This is a genomic window from Pararhodonellum marinum, from assembly GCF_015354735.1.
GTDB classification, from domain to species: Bacteria; Bacteroidota; Bacteroidia; order Cytophagales; family Cyclobacteriaceae; genus Pararhodonellum; species Pararhodonellum marinum.
Genome location: NZ_JACEFJ010000002.1, coordinates 618,174 through 638,312, shown reverse-complemented (window position 1 = coordinate 638,312; position 20,139 = coordinate 618,174). Strand labels below are relative to the sequence as shown.

Below are 20,139 nucleotides of genomic sequence, written 5' to 3'. Positions count from 1 at the left end.
AAGTAAATTTTGGTTTTAATCGATATCAACTTAACATTTAAACCCGAAAACAAACTAATATGGCAAATGTTCTTTGGTTGCAAGGAGGGGCATGTAGTGGCAACACCATGTCTTTTTTAAATGCAGAGGAGCCAACGGTAGTGGAATTGGTGACTGACTTTGGAGTAAACATTCTTTGGCACCCCTCCATTGGCTTGGAAATAGGACATCAGGTGTCTGAACTCCTGGAAAGTATCGTTGCTGGAAAAACCCAACTGGATATCCTTGTTTTTGAAGGTTCCATTGTTCAGGGACCCAACGGTACCGGCTCGATGAATTATTTCGCGGAAAGACCGATGATGGACTGGATCAAAGACTTGTCCAAGGTATCCGCTTATGTGGTAGCGATCGGTGATTGTGCCACCTGGGGAGGAATACCCGCAGTGCCACCCAATCCCTCAGAAAGCACAGGAATGCAATTTCTCAAAAAGCAAAAGGGTGGTTTTTTAGGCCCTGATTATGTCTCCAAAGGAGGTCTCCCAGTAATCAATATCCCCGGCTGTCCAGCCCACCCGGATTGGATTACCCAGATCTTGGTGGCCATATCTACAGGAAGGATTGGAGATGTTCTGTTGGATGAATTCCACCGACCCAAAACCTTTTTCACAGACTTTGTGCAAACCGGTTGTCCCAATGCGATATCCTTTGCCCAAAAGGTGGATGGGCATTTCGGCAAAAGAGGAGGCTGCCTCTTTTATGAGGTTGGGTGTAGAGGACCCATGACCCGTGCCAGTTGCAACAGGATCTTATGGAACCGTCAATCCAGTAAAACGAGAGCAAATCATCCTTGCCTTGGCTGTACAGAACCTGGATTCCCTCACAATGACCTGGTCAAAGGGTCTGTATTTAAAACGATGAAGTATCTGGGTTTTTTACCCAAATCGGTACCCGTAGGAAATAGCAAGGCAGCCTACTATGCCCGAGCCGGTTTTGAAAAAGCCATGGGTACCCTTGATAAAGCAGTAGTAGGAAACAGACCCCAATTTGAAACATCAAAATAACCTAAGGCAATGTCAAATTTCAAAGAATTAAACATATCCCCCGTCGGTCGTGTGGAAGGGGACTTGGATGTAAAAGTATATATGGAAAACGGCGTGGTAACCAGGGCCCACACCCAGGCGGCCATGTTCCGTGGGTTCGAACAGATTATGGCAGGGAAAGACCCTCAGTCAGGTTTGATTGTCACTCCGAGAATTTGTGGAATATGCGGAGGATCTCACCTCTATTGCGCCTCCTCCGCTTTGGATACCATTTGGAAAACCCAACTTACACCCAATGCACTTCTGCTGAGGGCAATCGGTCAGGCTTCAGAAACGATTCAGAGTATCCCAAGGTGGTTCTATGCCATCTTTGCTACCGATATGGCCAATAAAAAATTTGCCAATAAACCTCTCTATGAGGAAGTAACCAAAAGATTTGCTGCCTATGTGGGCACTTCTTTCCAAACAGGACTTACTGCTTCTGCATTGCCCGTTGAGGTGTATGCCATTTTTGGTGGACAATGGCCTCACTCATCCTATATGGTCCCTGGAGGGGTCATGTGTGCACCTACACTTAAGGACATCACGAGAGCCCATGCGATTTTAAACCATTTTAGAAACAGGTGGCTGGAAACCAATTTCCTGGGCTGCTCTATTGAAAGGTACTTGCAGGTCAAGTCCTGGGATGATTTGCTGGCATGGGTGGAGGAAAACGAAAGCCAAAGAAACAGTGATTTGGGATTATTCATCCGAGCTGGTTTGGAATTTGGTCTTGATAAATTTGGTCAGGGTGTCGGTAAATTCATTGCTTATGGCACTTACCTGCACAAGGACAAATATAACTTCCCAACCATCGAGACCAGAAATGATGCCGTGATCTCAGCAGGAGGATTCTATGACGGAGCCAAGTTCCATCCATTGAACCATCTGGACATACAGGAACATGTGGATCATGCCTGGTACAAACAGGTGCCACCTGCACACCCATGGGATGAACCCATACCCACTCCTGTACCCTCACAAAATCTTGAGAACACTGATTTTTCAGGCAAATACAGCTGGTCCAAATCCCCAAGGTATATGGGGTTTGCAGCGGAAGCAGGACCCTTGTCGAGAGTAATCATGGCAGGAAATCCTGATAATCTTGACCACCAAAACAGAGACCCTTTGTTTTTGGATATTATGGATAAATTGGGTCCCTCCGTATTTACCAGAACGCTTGCAAGGCTACATGAAGCCCCTAGACTTTACGAATACCTCAATCAATGGCTAGGTCAGATTGACTTGGATGGTGAATTCTACATCAAGCCGGAAGAAAAAGACGGCAAAGGCTGGGGGGCTACCGAGGCAGCCAGAGGAGCACTGGCGCACTGGGTAGAAATCAAAGATGGCGTCATTGAAAATTATCAGGTAATGGCACCTACTACCTGGAATGTGGGTCCTAATGATGGGAAGGGAAACCCCGGTCCCATAGAAGCGGCTTTGGAAGGCACTGAAATAGAAGATCCTCACGATCCTGTAGAAGTAGGTATGGTGGCCCGTTCATTTGACAGCTGCCTGGTATGTACCGTCCATGCCCATGACGGCAAAAGCGGTAAAGAACTTACAAAATTCAAATTATAAATTCCTCTTCCTGCAGAAAAGTGGAAATCTGATTAGGTTTCCACTTTTTATGTTTTTCCAAAAAACCAAAATCATAACCAATGGGAGCATGCTCCCCTTTGATTTAATCCGTTTGACATGAAGAAAACCGCCATATTGGGTTTTGGTAATCCGGTAAGGAGTGATGACGCTGTGGGATGTGAAGTCATTAGACTACTGAAGGAGAAATTGAACCCTATTCCAGAACAACTCACCATTATCGATATGGGGACCTCTGCCTTTGAAGTCTTGTTTTCCCTAAAGAATCACGATAGAATGCTATTGGTAGATGGGGTAATCAACTCCGGACATGAAGATGGAAGCCTCTTTAAAATGCCGGCCGAAGAAATTAAATCTTCTATACAAGATGATCCAATGGTTTTCCTTCATAGCCTAAAATGGGATCAAGCACTTTCCTATGCCAAAAAAATCTTTCGGGATGAATTTCCTGAGAATGACATCACCGTATACCTGGTTTCTATTACAGATACCAAATTGAAAGTGGGCATGTCTCCTGTCATCGCAGCAGCGGCCAAGTCTCTTACAGAAAAAATCATGTCTGACTTAGAATTGTGTGAACAACATGGAAAGAGCCTTTGATTTCAATCGAATAATCCCTCCGTTGACAAAAATGCTGGAAACTCCAGTACAGCTATTCAATCAGCATTTGGTCCTTTATTTGGATGTGGCGGAAGGGTTCATTGGAGAAAGCCGGCAGGTTTTTGCCTCATTTATCAATGAAGAAAACAAATTGCTTCTCGCCAATGTCAGCAATGTGGGTTTCAAAGCAAAGCATAAACCCATCATGCTTTTTGTCAAGCAGAAGAATGTCAGGGGAGACAAATCCATTTCTCTGCAGGAATTTTTTGCAGATTGGCCCCATATATCCAAGCACAATAGAGAATTGAAATACCTTTTCAACGAGAATGAAGGTATTCTTGAAATAAATTTATGCGTATGATCAAGTTATTCTGTGAAAAAGCGCTCTGGGAGGAAATCAAAGAATCCGTTTATTTCGAGTTCAAAATAGAAGCGTGGGTGGATTTTGGTGACATACTGTCCCAAAAACCTTCAGCTACGGCCACTCACCTAATTGTCGAAAATGGATACATTTCTTTCCCTGTAGACTGGCAAAACTCCATGCCTCCCTACCTGCTTCCCGAAAAAATCCTTTTCAAAGAAAACATCCTGATGGCTTTGGTCATGTTGAGATTGGGCGAATTGGACAAATCTCTTCATCTTGTACAGTCCGATCCTGTACTCAAATCGGAATTGGAGCACATCTTTCAGTTGCTTACCGGAGACCCAATGGATCCTAAATCCCTCGCGGTGGAAACTTACCAGGATTTTGACGATTACCGCTTGATGCATAATCACGCTGTGGTGCGCCATTATGGAAATTGTGAAGAAACCCAAATAGATTATTACTACAGAGAGGCTGTTTTTTCAGCTCCTAGTGAAGAATACGCTGCATTTACTGCATTTCATTTTTTCAATTATCTTTTTGATCAAGGAAGGTATGAAGAGGCAGAAGGTTTCCTTCATAAAATTAATTTGCCTGAGGTTTCCATGGAAGCAAAAATGAAAATCCAAAGCAGCCTGTCTCATTTGCATACCCAACAGCTCAGTCCGCCCTATGATGCCGAACACTTGGAATCTCTTAAAGACACCATATGGAAATGCGTCACCTATTATGACATTCATGGCTTCAAAATCGAAGAGGCACAATGTCTATTGGATGCAGGTCTCATTGCATCCATTTCGGGAAGTTATGCTGAAGCACTGGGATATTACACCAAGGCTGTCAAACTGTTTCAGAAAGAAGATTTGGACGAGTTTGCCTTTCAGGCTTTGTTAAAAAAAGCCAGATTGCTGACCACTTGGGCCCAAAATGGTAACCCACAGTTTTATAAATCTGCCATGGATGCCTATCAGCAGGCCAGTCGGTTTTTTAAGAAAGAGCATTTTCCCCTGGCATATGCTGAAATCCAGGAAAACCTTGGGATCGTCTATTCAGAAATACCGGACGAAGCAAAAAAGAAAAGCATTTGGGCTGCAGTTTCTGCATCATCCTTTCAAGAAGCCTTATCCATATTTAACAAAGAAGATTTTCCCTATGATCATGCCCGCGTATGCAATCATTACGGAAATGCGCTTATGAAATATCCACAGGCCGTAAGGTCGGACAATTTTGTCAAGGCATTGAGTTATTTTCAGGAAGCACTTTCTATAAGAAATGCCGAGGAATTTCCTATGGAAAGAAGTATCACCCTCTTAAACTACCTGGAGGCATGTTGGAATGCAGACAATTCACATGATGAGAACAATCCCGGCCGACTGCATGAAATGCAGAGCAGAATCAATGAGCTTCTGGAAATCAATGCAGGAGAAGATTTTATCCAAGATGCCAAAATCCATCAGGAAAAATTAGATCAACTGAAAACAATCATAGCAGAAGAAGAAAATCCTTAAAGTCCTAAAAACCCATAATCAGGAAGAGGAACCTTCTCCTTCTGAATTTCCCAAATAATTAGGAATGACCATCTTGCTGCCACTCAGTTGTTTCATCTCACAAATAGGGCCGTAAATCTGCTTTAAAATACCTGTTCCCAGAACTTCTTCCGGAGGACCGTCTGCTATGAGCTTTTGGTTGTCCATCACCAGCACCCTGTCACAAAACCAAAGGACATGATTGGGGTCATGGGTACAGACAAAGAGCGCTTTCCCCTGCTTTTTTAAATCCAAAAGCATGTTCCAAATCAGGAGTTGATTTTTAAAATCCAAAGAAGAGGTGGGTTCATCCAGCAACATAAGTGGCGTTTCCTGTGCGATGGCCCTTGCTATCAACACCATTTGCCTTTGTCCCCCACTCAATTGACTGAAGGGCTTGTCCGCGAGATGATCGAGTGAAAGTGATTGTAAGGCTTCCTCCACTTTGAGATGATGCTGGTCAGATATGTTGAAAAAATTGGAGATGTGTGTGGTTCTACCCATCAACACCATTTCTCTCACCAAAAAAGGGAAGGTGACAGGATGCTCCTGAGGGACATAAGCCACATTCTTTGCAATTTCGGATGTTTTAAGCTTTGCAAGGGGCTGATCTTTTAAGTGAATTTCGCCGGCATAAGGCTGGAGAAATCCCATACAGCACTTAAATAAGGTGGATTTACCGCTGCCATTGATCCCCAAAATAGCACATAGCTCACCTTCCTTTAAAGTAAAACTGACCTCCTTAAAAATCAAGTGGTTGCCATATTGAAAACTTAAACGGTCTACCTGTAGCAATTTTATAGGGTTTTAGTTCTGAGTAAATAAAGTAGATAAGGTGCCCCTAATATTGAAGTGAGAATGCCAATGGGTATTTCACCTTCGATTAGGTTTCTAGCCAGTGTATCACAAAAAATAAGAAAGAGCGTTCCAATAAAGGCTGAAAGAGGAATGACATATCGGTTGTCTGGACCAATCAACATCCTGGAAGCATGAGGTACCATCAGCCCCACCCAGGCAATGATGCCCACATAGGCTACAGAAAGTGAGGTCAAAAGCGTCGCACAGATAATCAACAGTATTTTGTTTTTCCTTGGATCCACTCCCAGACTTTTGGCTTCCTCATCTCCTATGGATATGATATTGAGTTTCCAAGCCAAAAACCAAACCAAACCAGCCACAGGAAGGATGATGGGTGCAATTAAATAGATCTCATTCCAGCTGCTGTGGTAAAATCCCCCCAACAGCCAAAAGATGATTTCCCTTAAGGCAGCATCATTGGAAATATATTTTAAAATGGATACCATAGAAGAAAAAAAAGACCCGATAACCACCCCGGCCAGAATGAGGGAAAGCGTCTGTATTTGTCCTCTGATATGACCGAGAGACAATGCAATCAGGACCGTAAGCGCTGCAAAAATGAAAGCGGATAAGGGGATGGAAAAAAACAGGACTGGAAATACAATGGCCAAAGAAGCTCCAAAAGCCGCACCACTCGACACCCCTAGAATGTAAGGCTCCACCAAAGGATTACGAAAACATCCCTGAAAAACATTACCGGAAACCGACAACGCAGTCCCAACCAATCCTGCTATTAGAATCCTGGGGAGTCTGATATCCCAAATGATCAATTGCGCCAATTTACCCCTTTCATCCAAAGAGCCTTCTCCATTTTTGAATTGAAACAGGACCTGAAAAATTTCCTTTAGCGCCAAGTCATAAGGACCTATGCTCAGAGATATCAAGGCAAACAAAACCACCATCAGAATCAAAAAAAGTAACCATATCTTTTTCTTTTGATTTGTTTTTTTTCTGTTTACAACCTTTTCCATAGATTTAAATCCCATCAAGCGTCCAGTCCAACCACATGACTGATCGAATTTCTTTGGCCTTTTCCTCACTTACTCCATAAACCCTCTGGTAGAATTCTAGTACCCAATCATGAATCTCAATATCCTTAAAAACTTCCGGGTAGCTGACCTTTGCCATCATCATGACATCTATGGGGTATTCTATCCTTTTGGAGCAATTGCAGGGGGTCCAAGGTAAGGCCACAACTTTTCTGGCTTTGACAGCCTTGAGATTTTGTAATTTGGCATAATAGGGTGCCTCATACAATTCCTCTGGTGGATGGTAGCCTGAGGCGGTCGGTAGAACAATGACATCCGGATCCAAAGCCAATATCTGTTCGGTATTGAGCAATAAGGAGGATGTCCTCCCTCCATATCCCTGATAGGCGTTTCTGGCATTTACCAGTTGCTCAATCATATAGCCTTCCATGGTGTCTTTCCCTTTGGTGACACCGGCACTTCCCCCTTCTCTGGCTAGTGGAGATAGTCCTAGTAAGAGTAAACTGGGTTGTTCATTTTTGGTAAGTCTGTTGGTTCTGTTTTTGACCAAGTGGATGGTACTGTCTAAAAAGCGGATCAATGCTGCTGCTTTTTCCTCTTGATCAAAAATTTCCCCCAGTAAAGAAATTTCTTGGTTAAACTTGCTGAGATCAGGTGGATCAAATTGGTTGGTCCCCTTCAAAACCACTACAGGAATACCGAAGGAAGACAAAATGGACAAGGCCTGCTTACTTTTTGGATCTGCAAGATTGGGTAGCGTGCAGCAACCCTCTCTCAACAAAATCAGATCAGGCTGCAGTGCAGCGATTTTTTCCAATTGAAGGGGCAAACCCGAGCTGGCCACCAAGGGAAGTTCGGCAACAAAAGGAAAAAGCAAGCGGATCGGATTCATGCCCTCCGAGAAATGGAGACTGTTTTGAATTCCGGGAATTTCATAAGCAAAGTTTCTCTGCAAACAACTTGACCCAACTGCAATCAACTTATCCATTACTCCAAAGTTGGCCATGACCGTCTCAATCATGCCATCGCTGACGGTGAGGATTCTTTTTGGATTGATGGGAATATCCACTGATAGGTTTCTCATATCAGTTATCGTTTTGAATCCCGTTTTGATGGCATCCTGAGTTGTTTTTTCAGGATTGTTTTGACAACCTCCAACTAAAAGGATCATCCCTACCAACAAAAGGTATTGACTATGGAAGGAAAACATAAATTCATTCTGCGGCATGTCCGGAATTTGTCAAAAGTCGGTTAATAACAAATTCTAAACTACCACTTTGGAGTTGATAATTCACCATCTCACTTTAGTAAAAAATTTCTATATCGAAAATAGGTTCAATATACTCAAATCAATCTGAGCCCGTCACAATGAAACATAAGGGTCATTCATTCATTTGGTTTGGGAAAGCTTCTGATCACCCCCCTTAATCTCGGATAACTTTCGAAAATATCGCCGTTACCGGTTACTCTCGGGTCATTGGTTTTCATCAGGTAGCCGCCCAAAAGCTGTCGGTGTTCTAGCAGGTCTGATTTGAATTCCGGGTTGTCCGAAAGGTTATGGAGACAGTAGGGATCGTTGCGAATATCAAAAAGTTCTTCTGTTGGTCTTTTGGCCACACTCAGTTGCAAGTATTTTCCATACTCCTCATCATCGGCGTGCTCAACAAGAAAATCTTGGGTGGGAGCGGCATCAATATCGTAATAGGCCTGATGCATGGGCCCTAAGGTTTCATCCGACAATATTTCCTGAGGATCCCCGGCTGGCCACCTATCCGGAGTGAAGTTTCTAACATAAAGAAAATGCTGTGTCCTTACCCCACGCTGTGAGTAACCCAAGTTATTCCATCGGGAACTGGAATGGCGCTCTCTGGCAGCGTATACCGCATTTCTGGATTCATCCACAAGGCCTTGCTTGTCGGATTTCAAAATGTTCATCAGACTTTTCCCTTCCATCACCGCCAAGACTTCTCCACCTATACCTGCAACCTCCAAAAAAGTCGGAGTCAAATCAATCAGGCTGACCAAATCGTCCACAATTCTTCCACCCGATACCTGATCTCCCCACCTGATGGCCATTGGAACATGGATGCCATCCTCATAGAGATTGGCTTTGGCACGGGAAAATGGCATTCCATTGTCAGAGGTCACCACTATAATGGTATTCTCCAGTTCTCCCAGTTCCTCCAAGAGGGCTATCATTTTAGACAAATGAAGATCAAACCATTCAATTTCAAGGGCATAATCCAATAAATCGGCGCGTATCTCCTCCGTATCAGGTAGATAATCAGGAACTTCAGCCTGTTCAAGTTTCTTGCCAGATGCCAAGCCTGAACCTTTTTCATAAACCCTGTGAGGTTCTGAACTTCCATACCAAAAATGAAAAGGCTTTCCTTCTGGGCGCTCATCTAGAAACTTCTTGAAATTTGCAGCATAGTCTGTTTTCACTATGCCATCAAAAGGGGGCTCAAGTACCAGAGAACTAAAGGCATTTCCTGCTGGGTTGCGTTTTCTTCCGCTGGCTTCCCAATTTCCTGGTGCCCAGCCCTTTTGGGTATAGCCTATAAAATACCCTGCTTCTTCCAGCAAATCCGGATAGACCATATATGCCAAGGGAAACGAACTGGCATGAGTCCCTGCCTCTTCGATCTGCCAGGTATTCATTCCTGTGAGTAAGGCTGCTCGACTGGGAGAACAGCCCGGAGAAGCTACGAAAGCATTATTGAAAAGAATTCCCTCATGGGCAATTCGGTCAAAAGCCGGGGTATTCACCATTTTGCTTCCATAAGCCGATGCATGCGGAAATGACTGGTCATCTGATATGGCAATCAGAATATTGGGTCTTCGCGGATGATCTGCTCTTTGCTCAACATCCTGTTTACAGGATGACATCAGGCACAGAAAAAGGAGGATGCTGTTGGCAATATTTGACTTTGATTTACTCAAGGAAGACACAAGCATTTTATAAATTGATTAGCATGGGCAATTTTAATCCTTTAATTATTTCTATTCTTTTGGGCATCGAATGTCCTTGGCAAATTGGAAGTCACCTATCAATTTTAGTTAATTCTCCTAAACATGTTAACCTGTTCTGTCCTGATTCTTGGAATCCAAATTAAGCATGCAAGCAAGATCATTAAAGTGAATCACCTATTTGCAAATCAATCCTTGTTTTAACCTGATACTACAGGATATATCATGTTCGATAATTTTTGAAATTGGAAGCTTGTTCTGAAATCGTACTTTAGAGGGTTATCTTCAGAAATTCATAGATACTAATTGATACTTGTGGATACTAGTAGATATTTTAGGATATTAGATGCATTGCAAGTCCATTACTGAGGGAAAATATCCAGAACCTACCTAGATTCAATAGCAATGATGATCTAATATCAATATCTTCCCTTTTTAAAATGTACCCAAGGTAAGCATGAATTTAAATAAAAAAATCGCCCTATTTATCCCTTGTTACGTCGACCAGTTCTACCCCAATGTAGCCATTGCCACTTTGGAGCTTCTGGAAAAATTGGGTTGCAGCGTAAGTTATCCTATAGGCCAGACCTGCTGCGGACAACCTATGGCCAACGCGGGATACGAAAGGGGAACCTTAGGAACTACCAAGCATTTTTTGGAAACTTTTAAGGATTATGATTACATCGTATCTCCCTCGGGAAGCTGTGTGTTACATGTCAAGGAACATGCTCCTGCAATCGCAGGTATGGAATTAGAACAACAAACATTGCATGACAAAATCTTTGAACTAACGGAATTCTTGACAGATGTGCTCAAAGTGGAACCCATCAAGGGTTCTTATCCCCATAAAGTAGGTTTCCATGCTTCCTGTCATGGCCACAGGGGATTGCGTCTGGCTTCCTGTTCTGAACGTAACGAACCCTTTTTCAGCAAAACCAAACAACTTTTGGAGCAGATTGATGGTTTAGAATGGGTGGACCTGACCCGAAAAGACGAGTGTTGCGGCTTTGGTGGAACATTTGCAATCATGGAAGAAGCGCTGTCTGTACAGATAGGAAAGGACCGTTTGGAAGATCATTTGGTCCACGGGGTAGAAATCCTCACTGGTGGGGACATGTCCTGCATCATGCACCTCGAGGGGATTGCCAAGAGAAACAAACATCCTCTTCAATTTAAACATATTGCTGAAATCCTTAATGAAGTCATCTCATGAGCCATTCTGCCAAAGCCTCAGAATTTTTAAAAGATGCCGCCCAGTCCAAGTGGCATGATGAGACGTTGTGGTTTGTCCGGGACAAACGGGATACCATCAGCAAGACCATACCCGAGTGGGAGCAACTTCGGGATCTTGCCTCTCAGATCAAAGACAATGTGTTGGCCCATCTGGATGGTTATCTTGTGGAATTTGAAAAAAATGCACAAAAAAACGGGATCAAAGTCCACTGGGCCAAAGATGCAGAAGAACACAATCAGATCGTTCTAAGCATCCTGCAACAGCACAATTGCCAGGCCATTGTCAAGAGTAAATCGATCCTGACAGAGGAATGTCACCTCAATCCATTTTTGGAGCAAAATGGAGTCGAGGTAGTGGATACAGACTTGGGTGAGCGTATTGTACAGTTTTTGAATCAACCGCCCAGTCATATTGTGATGCCTGCCATCCACCTGAAGAAAAAGGAGATTTCAGCCCTTTTCCACGACAAACTGCAGACCGAAAAAGGCAATGAAGACCCAGCCTACCTCACGCATGCCGCCCGCCTACACCTTCGGGACAAATTCCTCAGAGCCAAAGTCGCCATTACCGGGGTCAATTTCGGAGTGGCCGAAACGGGGGAATTTCTGGTTTGTACCAATGAAGGCAATGCCGATATGGGTGTTCACCTGGCCGATGTGCACATTGCTTGTATGGGCATAGAAAAAATCATTCCACGCAGAAAAGACTTGGGTGTTTTTCTGCGTCTCTTAGCCCGATCAGCCACAGGACAGCCGATTACCAATTATAACTCCCATTTTCGCTCACCTGCTTTGGGTAAGGAAATCCACATCGTCTTGGTAGACAACGGCAGAACAGCACAGCTAGGCAGAGAGAAATTCAAAAACTCCCTGAAATGTATCCGTTGTGGGGCCTGTATGAACACCTGCCCGATCTACCGAAGAAGCGGTGGTTTCAGTTATGGTTCTGTGGTGCCGGGTCCCATAGGTTCCATTCTTTCACCAGGTTTGGATGTTAAAAAATACAGTTCACTTCCCTTCGCCTCCACGCTTTGTGGATCATGCTCAGATGTCTGTCCGGTCAAGATCAACATCCATGAACAACTCTACGAATGGCGGCAGGAAATCACAAAAGCCCAAGGGACTAATGCCAAGAGCATATCCATGAAAATCGCCAATGGAATTTTTGCGGTACCCTTTGCCTATAAGGTTAGCGGCGCCCTGATGCGGGGTGCTTTAAAAATTCTTCCTGACAGCATCACCTATTCGGGTTTGAACACCTGGGGAAAGCAACGCGAACTGCCTGCTTCACCAAAGGAATCTTTCAAAGACTGGTACAAGAAGAACAGGTCATGAGCAGCAGAGACAGCATTTTAGACAAAATTTCCTCCATAAAGGTTGAGAGGAAGCCACTCCCTGAGATACCAGATTTTGAGGTTGCGGAAGATTTAAGGGAGCTGTTTATCCGGTCCATTGAAGGAAACAAGGGGGAGGTAATCGATCAAACCCAATTAAAGGAATTTTTGGAAATCAACCGGTTTATCAAGGTCATCTGCTTGGCACAAGAAATAAAGGTTACAGCCAATTTGGCACTTCCTGATGATGCTCACGAATTAAATGATTTGGAGGTGGCAATTATTCAAGGGCAATTTGGCGTGGCTGAGAATGGGGCCATTTGGCTGACCGATGAAAATATGTGTCTCAGGGCTTTGCCTTTTATCACCGAACATTTGGTGATTGTACTGGATGAAAAAACCCTGGTCTCCAACATGCATGTTGCTTACCAAAAAATAGGCGACCAACATGCCGGTTTCGGCCTTTTTATCGCCGGACCATCCAAAACTGCCGATATTGAACAGTCTCTGGTAATCGGCGCTCAGGGTGCCAAGAGTTTGAGGGTAGTCCTTACCAACCTTTGAGGTATTTTTTTCCTCGGTTGTCCTAAAAACTCTTTGCGCCTCTGCGCCTTTGCGTGAAATTTATTTTCAACCGGGTGATATCTAAAGCTCTAACTCACACAGGAAGTCCTAATCCAGAACCAACTTATTTTTTATCCTTTTTGATTCAGATAACCTTCCAATGCCTTTACATAATTGTCAAAGGCATCCTTTCCTTTTCGCGTTATTTTGCAGGTGGTCAAAGGGAAATTGTCCCTAAATGATTTTTCTACTTCAAGGTATCCCGCTTCCTTCAATTTACTGATCTGAACACTCAGATTGCCTGAGGTGGCGCCGGTTTTTTCCTTGATGAAATTGAATTCTGCCTCCTCCACAGACATCAAAATGGAAACAACCGCCAGTCTCAATTGACTATGGAGCAGTGGATCTAGGTCTTTGAACATATTCAATGACTCACCGGCTTCATCAGATGGGCCGGCAATATATAACTTACAACAATCACCACCATCAGTAAAAGCAACTGGAACTGAAAAGGTTGGAAAAAGGCTACCACACCCAAGATGATACCCAATATCCCTCCCCATATCAAGGGATTAAATTGAATGGCCTTACCAGTGGCGTAACAGGCCACACCATAGAACAACATAAAGCAAGGATATACCACTTGCCAGCCTACATGAGTTGCAGCGATCAAAAGACCAACAACCGCCATAAACATCCCACTCCATACCCCTTGCATCATCCTCCCGTGAAACGTTGAAGCCCCGGATTTTTTTACCTTTTTGGCAATATACACAAAGTGGACTACTGACACTGCCGGCATCACCAACCACACCAGATAAGGCTGCCCATAACCGACAAAATACGCCAAAACATAGTGAATCGCTGCACAAATCAAGGTCGCGTAACCCCATAAAAAATACAAAAACCTATCCGAATACAACTGATATCGGGTGGATTCAATCATCTCTCTGATAAGCTGAATGCTTTCAGCCTCATCCCAATTTTTTGCTTTTTCCATATGCCTACCTACTATTTTTTGTCCAACAACATGTTAAAACTAGGGTACCAAGTGTTCCCGTCCTGGGAAAACTCCCCCGTTTCAATCCATTGGCCTTTTTCATTGAGAGAAATTAAATACCTGATTTTACCTTGTGGGATCTCAAAGCCCCACTCCCATTTCTCCTGGTCATGTACCTTGATGTAAGCCTCCGTTTTTTGTCCGGTGCTAAGCCAACTATTCATTTCATACTCTTGCCTCGCTTCGTCAAAAGTGATCACAGCAAATGCATTGAATTCCAGTTCTTCTCCTTGATATCCCTTTCCTTCAACAATCATTACTTGTCCGCCTAAACGCAACTCAACATGTTCATGTTGATCGAGAACCATGTTTTGGCCCGGTCCAGTAGTGACATTGGATTTCCCCTGCCATTGTCCTTCGATAAAGGCCAATTTCTTTATGGCTTCCTCTGAAGTCACCTGTGCTTGAATAGCATTTGCTCCAACAAGCAGACAAATTATTAAAATGAGTTTTTTCATGGTATGGATTGTTTTGGTTTAGACAAATGTAAAGTAGTTTACATTATAAACCAAATTATTTACAAAATATCCTTCCAAAAAATAATTCGATTTGATGGGTTTAGGCCACATAATACATTCAAAAATCATGTGGACCCTGTTCCCTATTTGGTAAACCTTTTTAAGACTAAGCATAGGATTGGAAAAACCCTTCAAAGATTGCCTGGTTAAATTAACCACATAGTTACATGGTTCACATAGAGGTTTTTTACTCAGATAACTTGATTTCCTCAAATAGAAATTCGAAATATAAATTCATTTGAATTATCAGGTTAATTGGATCCAACCATCTATAAAAACCCAATCTTTGTGTTCTCTGTGCCCTATGTGGTAAACTCGAAAAAGTAAACAATTTGGTAAAAAATCGGATATCCTCCTAATATCTATCAATATCAGCTTTGGCCAGAATCCATTATTTTTGCGTGAAACATGCCGTCTAGTCAGAAAATTAATTTATAAATTGAGTGCTTATCCCATTCTGAACCATGAAAAATTTTCCCAGATACTTCTTTATCTTTTGGATTTTGGCCTTTCTGCTCTTTGCCTATTGGCAAATCAATGATCCCGATCCTGAAATTTGGGTGTCTGTTTATCTTGTAGCCGCCATTTTCAGCTATCTGGCAGTAAGGGGCATACATCCCATTCTTCCCCTTTCTGTTTGTATCCTGGCCTGCCTGATTGGTGCCATTTATTTTTTCCCTGACTCAGTGCCCGAATGGGTCGGCTATGAATTGGAAAACAAAGACCTGACGATGAAAACGCAGGAATCGGAAGAGGCCAGGGAGACATTTGGGTTGCTGGTTGTGGCCATGGTAATGGGCTATTCTGCCTTTCTGGGTTTTAAAAAGCAAAAGTCATCAGGATGATCATTTCTATGTATTTTTGAGTAAATTCCCCCCTGACCCGAAACCTACACACATGAAAATCAATATCCTTATCCTGACATCACTGATCCTAGGAACCCAAGCCATGGCCCAAAAACCCGAAATGGAATATTTTGAAATGCGTACCTACCACGCACACGAAGGTAAACGGCCTGATCTAATCAAGCGGTTTGAAGACCACACATTAAAATTGTTTAGCAAAAATGGCATCGGTAACCTGGCTTATTTTATCCCTACCGATCCCAACGACCAAACCCTGACATTTATCCTGGCCTACCCAGACCAAGATAGCAGGGACTTGCTTTGGAACCAATTTGCCAATGACCCCGAGTGGCAGGCCGCTTACAAAGCTTCAGAAGCCAATGGCCCCCTTGTGGCGAAAGTCGATCAGGTTTTCATGACCATGGCTGAAGACCTCAATGAGGTAAATCCTGAATGGAATCCCAAAAAGAAGAAAATTTTTGAATTACGGACCTATACCCTTTACCCTGGCAAGCTGGATGACATTCACCGTCGATTCCGGGACCACACCCAGACATTATTCGAAAAACAGGGAATGGAAAATGTGGTCTATTGGTATACCGTGGAATCTTCTGGAAACCAACCCAAGCTGGTCTATTTATTGGCCCATAAAAATGAGAAAAAAGCAAAATCTTCTTTTGAAAAATTCAGAAATGATCCGGATTGGATCGCAGCAAGGGATGCCTCAGAACTGAACGGACCCATCGTGGAAAAAGTAGAAAGCAAGTATCTGAAAGCTTTGCCCTTTTCTCCCTTACAATAGTCCTATCCAAACTTATCCATTCGTGATTATTCGATTGGAAAAAGGGGTAATCTTTGATTTACAAACATTAAAAAGCCGAAGAGAATACATCCCTTCGGCTTTTTTGGTTCTTTATTGTTTTAAACAACAAGGTTTCAATTTGCGTGGTATAAGGTAAATAGAGACTTTTCCACATTTTAACCGACAACTAATTCTGTTTGAATTCAATCGAATAGAGGATGGCATTGGGTTCATCTTCCGATTGGGGAGTAGTCACCACAAACACATCTACCAATTTTCCGGCGGTATCATGCTTGATAGGAATTTTCAAACTTCCCGGACCTACCCTCTGATTGCCTTTTTCTCCCACTTTAAATACCCCTTCACCTAGTTTTTCTCCTGTAGGTGAACCAAGCCTGATTTCTACTTGGTAGCCTTTTAAGCTCGCTTCCTGTCCCCCACCTTCTATTTGGAGTGACTTGATTCCAGTCAAATCCACTCCGGAAAAGGAGAAAGAACCGATCTCTTTGGGCATGATTGCCAAATCGCGCCCACCAAAATTTCTGACGGAGTAGCCCTCTAAGTTATCGGCCTGACCCATATTCATCACCGGATTTCTTAAGGTCACCGTGTTGTTGGCGGAAAGGGGCTTGATGTTTTCACCGCCTCTGTCTGTAAAACTTGCTGACAACACAAATACCCCGTTTTCACTGAGGGGTTTATCTACTGTTGGATCTACTTTGCCACTGGCAGGAAGACTTGGAATTTCCTGAGTCCTTCTACCCAGGGAAAGGATGTAGGCTACGATTTTACGTGCATCACCGCTTTTAAGATCGGGATTGGCTGGCATCACGGTTTCTCCCCAGACACCTCCGCCTCCCTTTTGGATTTTTCCCACTAGATATTCTGTGGCCTCCGGATTGCTTCTGTATTTTCTGGCCACTTGCACATAGGAAGGTCCTATTGAAGTTTCATCTTCTTTGTGACAGGTCATACAGGTCAGCGAACTGACCAAACTTTTTCCGGACATGGCTTCGGTCATGATCTGATGTCCCTTGGCAGCTTCTGCTTGGTCCAGACCAGCGATATAATCTGCTGTCACCCAGAGACTGGAAAGATCTTCACCGATGTTTGGGTCATCTTCATCCGATACCGTTACAGCATAGGCCACCGGTTTTCCGGGAAAATAAAATGTCTGGTTTCCTTCCAGTTGGATGTCCACGACCGGAGCGATATTGCCGGCATACAATGACACAGTAGGACTTTTTACGGATAGTTTTTCAGGATCCTGAACCTCCACTTTGACATCATAATCCCCTGCTTTGGTATACGTATATTCCAGCTGCGGTTCTTTGGTGGTGACAGTCTCACCATTACCCAAATCCCAAATATAAGTCAGTGGATCATTTTCAGGATCAGAAGCTTTTACTTCAAAAGAAACCGTCAAAGGCAGAGCACCGGAAGTTTTGTCCAAACTGATGTCATGCACCAAGGGACTTCGGTTTCCTGGATTAAAATCTATTCTGAAAAGGCCCGCATCTGGATTTTTAGAAAACCACCCATTCCCATATTCCAAAATATAGAGTTTTCCGTCCGGACCTACCTCCATGTCGATCGGAGCATTGAACTTGGTTGTGGCCATGAATGGCTCCATTTTATCATAGTCACCCTTAGCGGTCATGGTCACTGCTTTAATCCAACCTCTTACCCAATCGTAGATAAACAATTTCCCATCAAAATAATCCGGATACCTGGTATCTTTGGGAAACATATCTGTATAGTAAACAGGACCCGCCATGGCATTTCTCCCTCCTGTACCCAATTGTGGAAAAGTGGTGGAATTGCCATAAGGATAATAAATGAATGCTGGCTGCGCTTCAGGAAGCTCTTTCAGCCCGGTATTGTTCGGAGAGTTATTGACCGGCTTTTTCACATCATAGGGTTGGCCAGGCTTGCCGGTGGCAAAGTCAAACTCCACATAGGCTGCATTGTTGCCCACAAAATAAGGCCAACCATAGTTGCCTGCTTTTCTGGCTTGGTTGACTTCATCATAACCCATTGGTCCTCTGGTGCTCAAACTGTCCCCGCTCGCATCAGGACCTACATCACCCCAATAGAGGTAATTGGTTTTCTGGTCTACTATGATCCTATAGGGGTTTCTTGTACCCTGCACGTAGATTTCAGGTAAGGTTCCTTCTGTACCCTTGGGGTACAAATTATCATCCGGGATGGCATAAGAACCATCTTCGTTCACTTTTATTCTCAATATTTTCCCCCTTAAGTCATTGGAATTCCCTGCGCTCCTTCTCGCATCAAACTGTTCAAAACCTGGTCTGCCGTCCAATGGTGCATATCCCCGTAGGATATACTCACTGTCTGATTGATTGAATGGGGTGGAATTGTCTCCTGTGGAAAGGTACAAAAGACCATCTCCACCAAATGCAATAGATCCCCCGGTGTGGCAGCAGATGTCTCTCTGGGAATAAAATTCAAGGACTATCTTTTCCGAAGCCAAATCAAGTTTGTCATTTTCAAACTTAAACCTTGAAAGTCGGTTGACCTCTTTTTCAGTGGGACTGTAGAAAACAAAAATATGCCCGTTTTTGGCAAAATCAGGATCTTTTTGTATTCCCAAAACCCCTTCTTCAGCATTGACCCTAGGCACATCTGTTCTCCAATACACATCCAGTTTGGCTATCTCATTTGCCGTAGAATCTCCATTTTTGTAAAGCAGGATTTCCCCTCTTCTTTGCGCAATCAAGATGTCCAGATTGGGCAAAATGGTCATTTCTGTCGGTTCAAAAAATTCACCCATAACCAAGGTTTTCTTCTCAAACCGGTTTTCCTCAGGTCTCTTCTGGGTTCTGGCCTTGGTATAGTCCAGTTTCTTATTGCTGCCCATGGCATATTTGATCCCTTCCAGGATATGCTTGAGAAACAATTCTTCCTGAAATGATTCCTTGGTATGGCCTCCCGCTGTGTAGAAGGCCCTGCCTCCATCATATTCGTGGTACCAGGCCATGGGGTGGAAACCCATGGGTTTGGTGTGTTGGTAACTTTCTTCATCGATATCCATCAATACATTTACATCCGGATTAAGACTTTTGAAATGGTACCATTCATCTTTTCGGTTCCATATTTCAGGTAAAAAACTGGTAGTCGAATGCTTGCGGTCAGTTACCCGAAGCTTGCCATCCTGAACATTGGGATGGGGGTCTCCTATTCCGGGGTGATAGGAAAAATATCCACCTACCAATCTGTTGTACCATCCCCAATGATACTCCGTATCAGCAGCGGCATGAATCCCTATAAATCCCCCTCCGGATTGGATGTACCTTTCGAAGGCTGTTTCCTGGTCATGGTCCAAAACATCGCCGGTGGTACTCAAAAAGATCACCGCTGCATATTGGCTGAGGTTTTCTTCCGTAAACAGACTGGCATCTTTGGTGGTATCCACCGCAAAACCGTTTTCAGCACCCAATTTTTGGATGGCAGCTATGCCCTCAGGGATAGATTCGTGATAGAAACCAGCCGTCTTGCTGAAAACCAGCACTCTGGGTTCACCGGGTCTTTTGTTACAGGAAAAGCAAAATGTAAGGAATAGAATAGCAAGTAATAGAATTCCAATGGGGGAATTTCGGGTCTTCATAGGTGATAAATTTTTGGAAAGATAAAAAATAAATGGTTGAATGACTGTAAGGATTATTTAAAAGGACATTTTTCAAGATAAACCAATCCATTTTGACATTTACTCATAATTAAAATTGGGTCGCAGGATGAAACAGGATGCTTTATTTGGTTTCTGAAGCTATTATTGACTAAATTAAATCCCCTAAA

General features: G+C 43.4%; 18 protein-coding genes. 10 read left to right on the top strand and 8 right to left on the bottom strand.

Annotation, left to right across the window (positions count from 1 at the left end; genetic code table 11):
• Positions 1–59: 59 nt before the first annotated feature.
• From H1A14_RS06555 to H1A14_RS06535, 5 genes are all read left to right on the top strand, one after another.
• Entirely contained in the window at positions 60–1,040 is a 981-nt protein-coding gene (locus H1A14_RS06555; protein WP_194775411.1) for an NADH-quinone oxidoreductase subunit B family protein, read from the top strand.
• A gap of 9 nt (positions 1,041–1,049) precedes the next feature.
• Positions 1,050–2,642, top strand: a complete 1,593-nt coding sequence (locus tag H1A14_RS06550) for a nickel-dependent hydrogenase large subunit (protein WP_194775410.1) — start codon at positions 1,050–1,052, stop codon at positions 2,640–2,642.
• Positions 2,643–2,759: 117 nt separating this feature from the next.
• Complete coding sequence (locus H1A14_RS06545) at positions 2,760–3,260, top strand: hydrogenase maturation protease (protein WP_194775409.1); 501 nt, start codon at positions 2,760–2,762, stop codon at positions 3,258–3,260.
• Entirely contained in the window at positions 3,244–3,621 is a 378-nt protein-coding gene (locus H1A14_RS06540; RefSeq protein ID WP_194775408.1) for a hypothetical protein, read from the top strand. The genes H1A14_RS06545 and H1A14_RS06540 overlap by 17 nt, the downstream gene beginning before the upstream one ends.
• Positions 3,618–5,132 carry a hypothetical protein gene (locus tag H1A14_RS06535; protein WP_194775407.1) on the top strand — a complete coding sequence of 505 codons (1,515 nt, stop codon included), beginning with the start codon at positions 3,618–3,620 and terminating at the stop codon, positions 5,130–5,132. The genes H1A14_RS06540 and H1A14_RS06535 overlap by 4 nt, the downstream gene beginning before the upstream one ends.
• 18 nt (positions 5,133–5,150) lie before the next feature.
• Here the strand turns inward: H1A14_RS06535 and H1A14_RS06530 are convergent, their stop codons facing one another.
• From H1A14_RS06530 to H1A14_RS06515, 4 genes are all read right to left on the bottom strand, one after another.
• Entirely contained in the window at positions 5,151–5,945 is a 795-nt protein-coding gene (locus tag H1A14_RS06530) for an ABC transporter ATP-binding protein (protein ID WP_194775406.1), read from the bottom strand.
• Between the two features lie 2 nt (positions 5,946–5,947).
• Positions 5,948–6,979: a FecCD family ABC transporter permease gene (locus H1A14_RS06525; RefSeq protein ID WP_194775405.1), complete on the bottom strand. Its 1,032-nt coding sequence runs from the start codon at positions 6,977–6,979 to the stop codon at positions 5,948–5,950.
• A gap of 4 nt (positions 6,980–6,983) precedes the next feature.
• The gene (locus H1A14_RS06520) at positions 6,984–8,225 is read right to left on the bottom strand and encodes an ABC transporter substrate-binding protein (RefSeq protein ID WP_194775404.1); all 1,242 of its coding nucleotides are present in this window, start codon (positions 8,223–8,225) and stop codon (positions 6,984–6,986) included.
• Between the two features lie 158 nt (positions 8,226–8,383).
• A complete protein-coding gene (locus tag H1A14_RS06515; protein ID WP_194775403.1) occupies positions 8,384–9,955 on the bottom strand; it encodes a sulfatase family protein in 1,572 nt (523 codons plus the stop codon).
• Positions 9,956–10,424: 469 nt separating this feature from the next.
• On the opposite strand from H1A14_RS06515, the gene H1A14_RS06510 reads away from it, so the two are divergent.
• Genes H1A14_RS06510 through H1A14_RS06500 form a run of 3 tightly spaced genes read left to right on the top strand, consistent with a single transcriptional unit; the run spans position 10,425 to position 13,098 of the window.
• Complete coding sequence (locus H1A14_RS06510) at positions 10,425–11,180, top strand: (Fe-S)-binding protein (RefSeq protein WP_194775402.1); 756 nt, start codon at positions 10,425–10,427, stop codon at positions 11,178–11,180.
• Complete coding sequence (locus H1A14_RS06505; RefSeq protein ID WP_194775401.1) at positions 11,177–12,535, top strand: lactate utilization protein B; 1,359 nt, start codon at positions 11,177–11,179, stop codon at positions 12,533–12,535. The genes H1A14_RS06510 and H1A14_RS06505 overlap by 4 nt, the downstream gene beginning before the upstream one ends.
• Positions 12,532–13,098, top strand: coding sequence for a LutC/YkgG family protein (locus tag H1A14_RS06500; protein WP_194775400.1), 567 nt, complete (start codon positions 12,532–12,534; stop codon positions 13,096–13,098). Before H1A14_RS06505 ends, H1A14_RS06500 begins: the two co-directional genes overlap by 4 nt.
• Positions 13,099–13,229: 131 nt before the next feature.
• On the opposite strand, the gene H1A14_RS06495 is transcribed toward H1A14_RS06500, so the two are convergent.
• From H1A14_RS06495 to H1A14_RS06485, 3 genes are read right to left on the bottom strand one after another with little or no spacing between them, the layout of a single operon-like run.
• The gene (locus tag H1A14_RS06495) at positions 13,230–13,520 is read right to left on the bottom strand and encodes a winged helix-turn-helix domain-containing protein (protein WP_194775399.1); all 291 of its coding nucleotides are present in this window, start codon (positions 13,518–13,520) and stop codon (positions 13,230–13,232) included.
• Between the two features lie 2 nt (positions 13,521–13,522).
• Complete coding sequence (locus H1A14_RS06490; RefSeq protein ID WP_194775398.1) at positions 13,523–14,098, bottom strand: hypothetical protein; 576 nt, start codon at positions 14,096–14,098, stop codon at positions 13,523–13,525.
• Between the two features lie 11 nt (positions 14,099–14,109).
• Positions 14,110–14,616 (bottom strand): DUF1579 family protein, encoded by a 507-nt coding sequence (locus tag H1A14_RS06485; protein ID WP_194775397.1) that lies wholly within the window; start codon positions 14,614–14,616, stop codon positions 14,110–14,112.
• Between the two features lie 524 nt (positions 14,617–15,140).
• Here H1A14_RS06485 and H1A14_RS06480 point away from each other — a divergent pair.
• Both H1A14_RS06480 and H1A14_RS06475 read left to right on the top strand, forming a co-directional pair.
• Positions 15,141–15,521, top strand: a complete 381-nt coding sequence (locus tag H1A14_RS06480; RefSeq protein ID WP_194775396.1) for a transmembrane 220 family protein — start codon at positions 15,141–15,143, stop codon at positions 15,519–15,521.
• Positions 15,522–15,573: 52 nt separating this feature from the next.
• A complete protein-coding gene (locus H1A14_RS06475; protein WP_194775395.1) occupies positions 15,574–16,323 on the top strand; it encodes an NIPSNAP family protein in 750 nt (249 codons plus the stop codon).
• A gap of 187 nt (positions 16,324–16,510) precedes the next feature.
• Here H1A14_RS06475 and H1A14_RS06470 read toward each other — a convergent pair whose 3' ends face one another.
• Positions 16,511–19,951: a ThuA domain-containing protein gene (locus H1A14_RS06470; RefSeq protein WP_194775394.1), complete on the bottom strand. Its 3,441-nt coding sequence runs from the start codon at positions 19,949–19,951 to the stop codon at positions 16,511–16,513.
• Between the last annotated feature and the right edge of the window lie 188 nt (positions 19,952–20,139).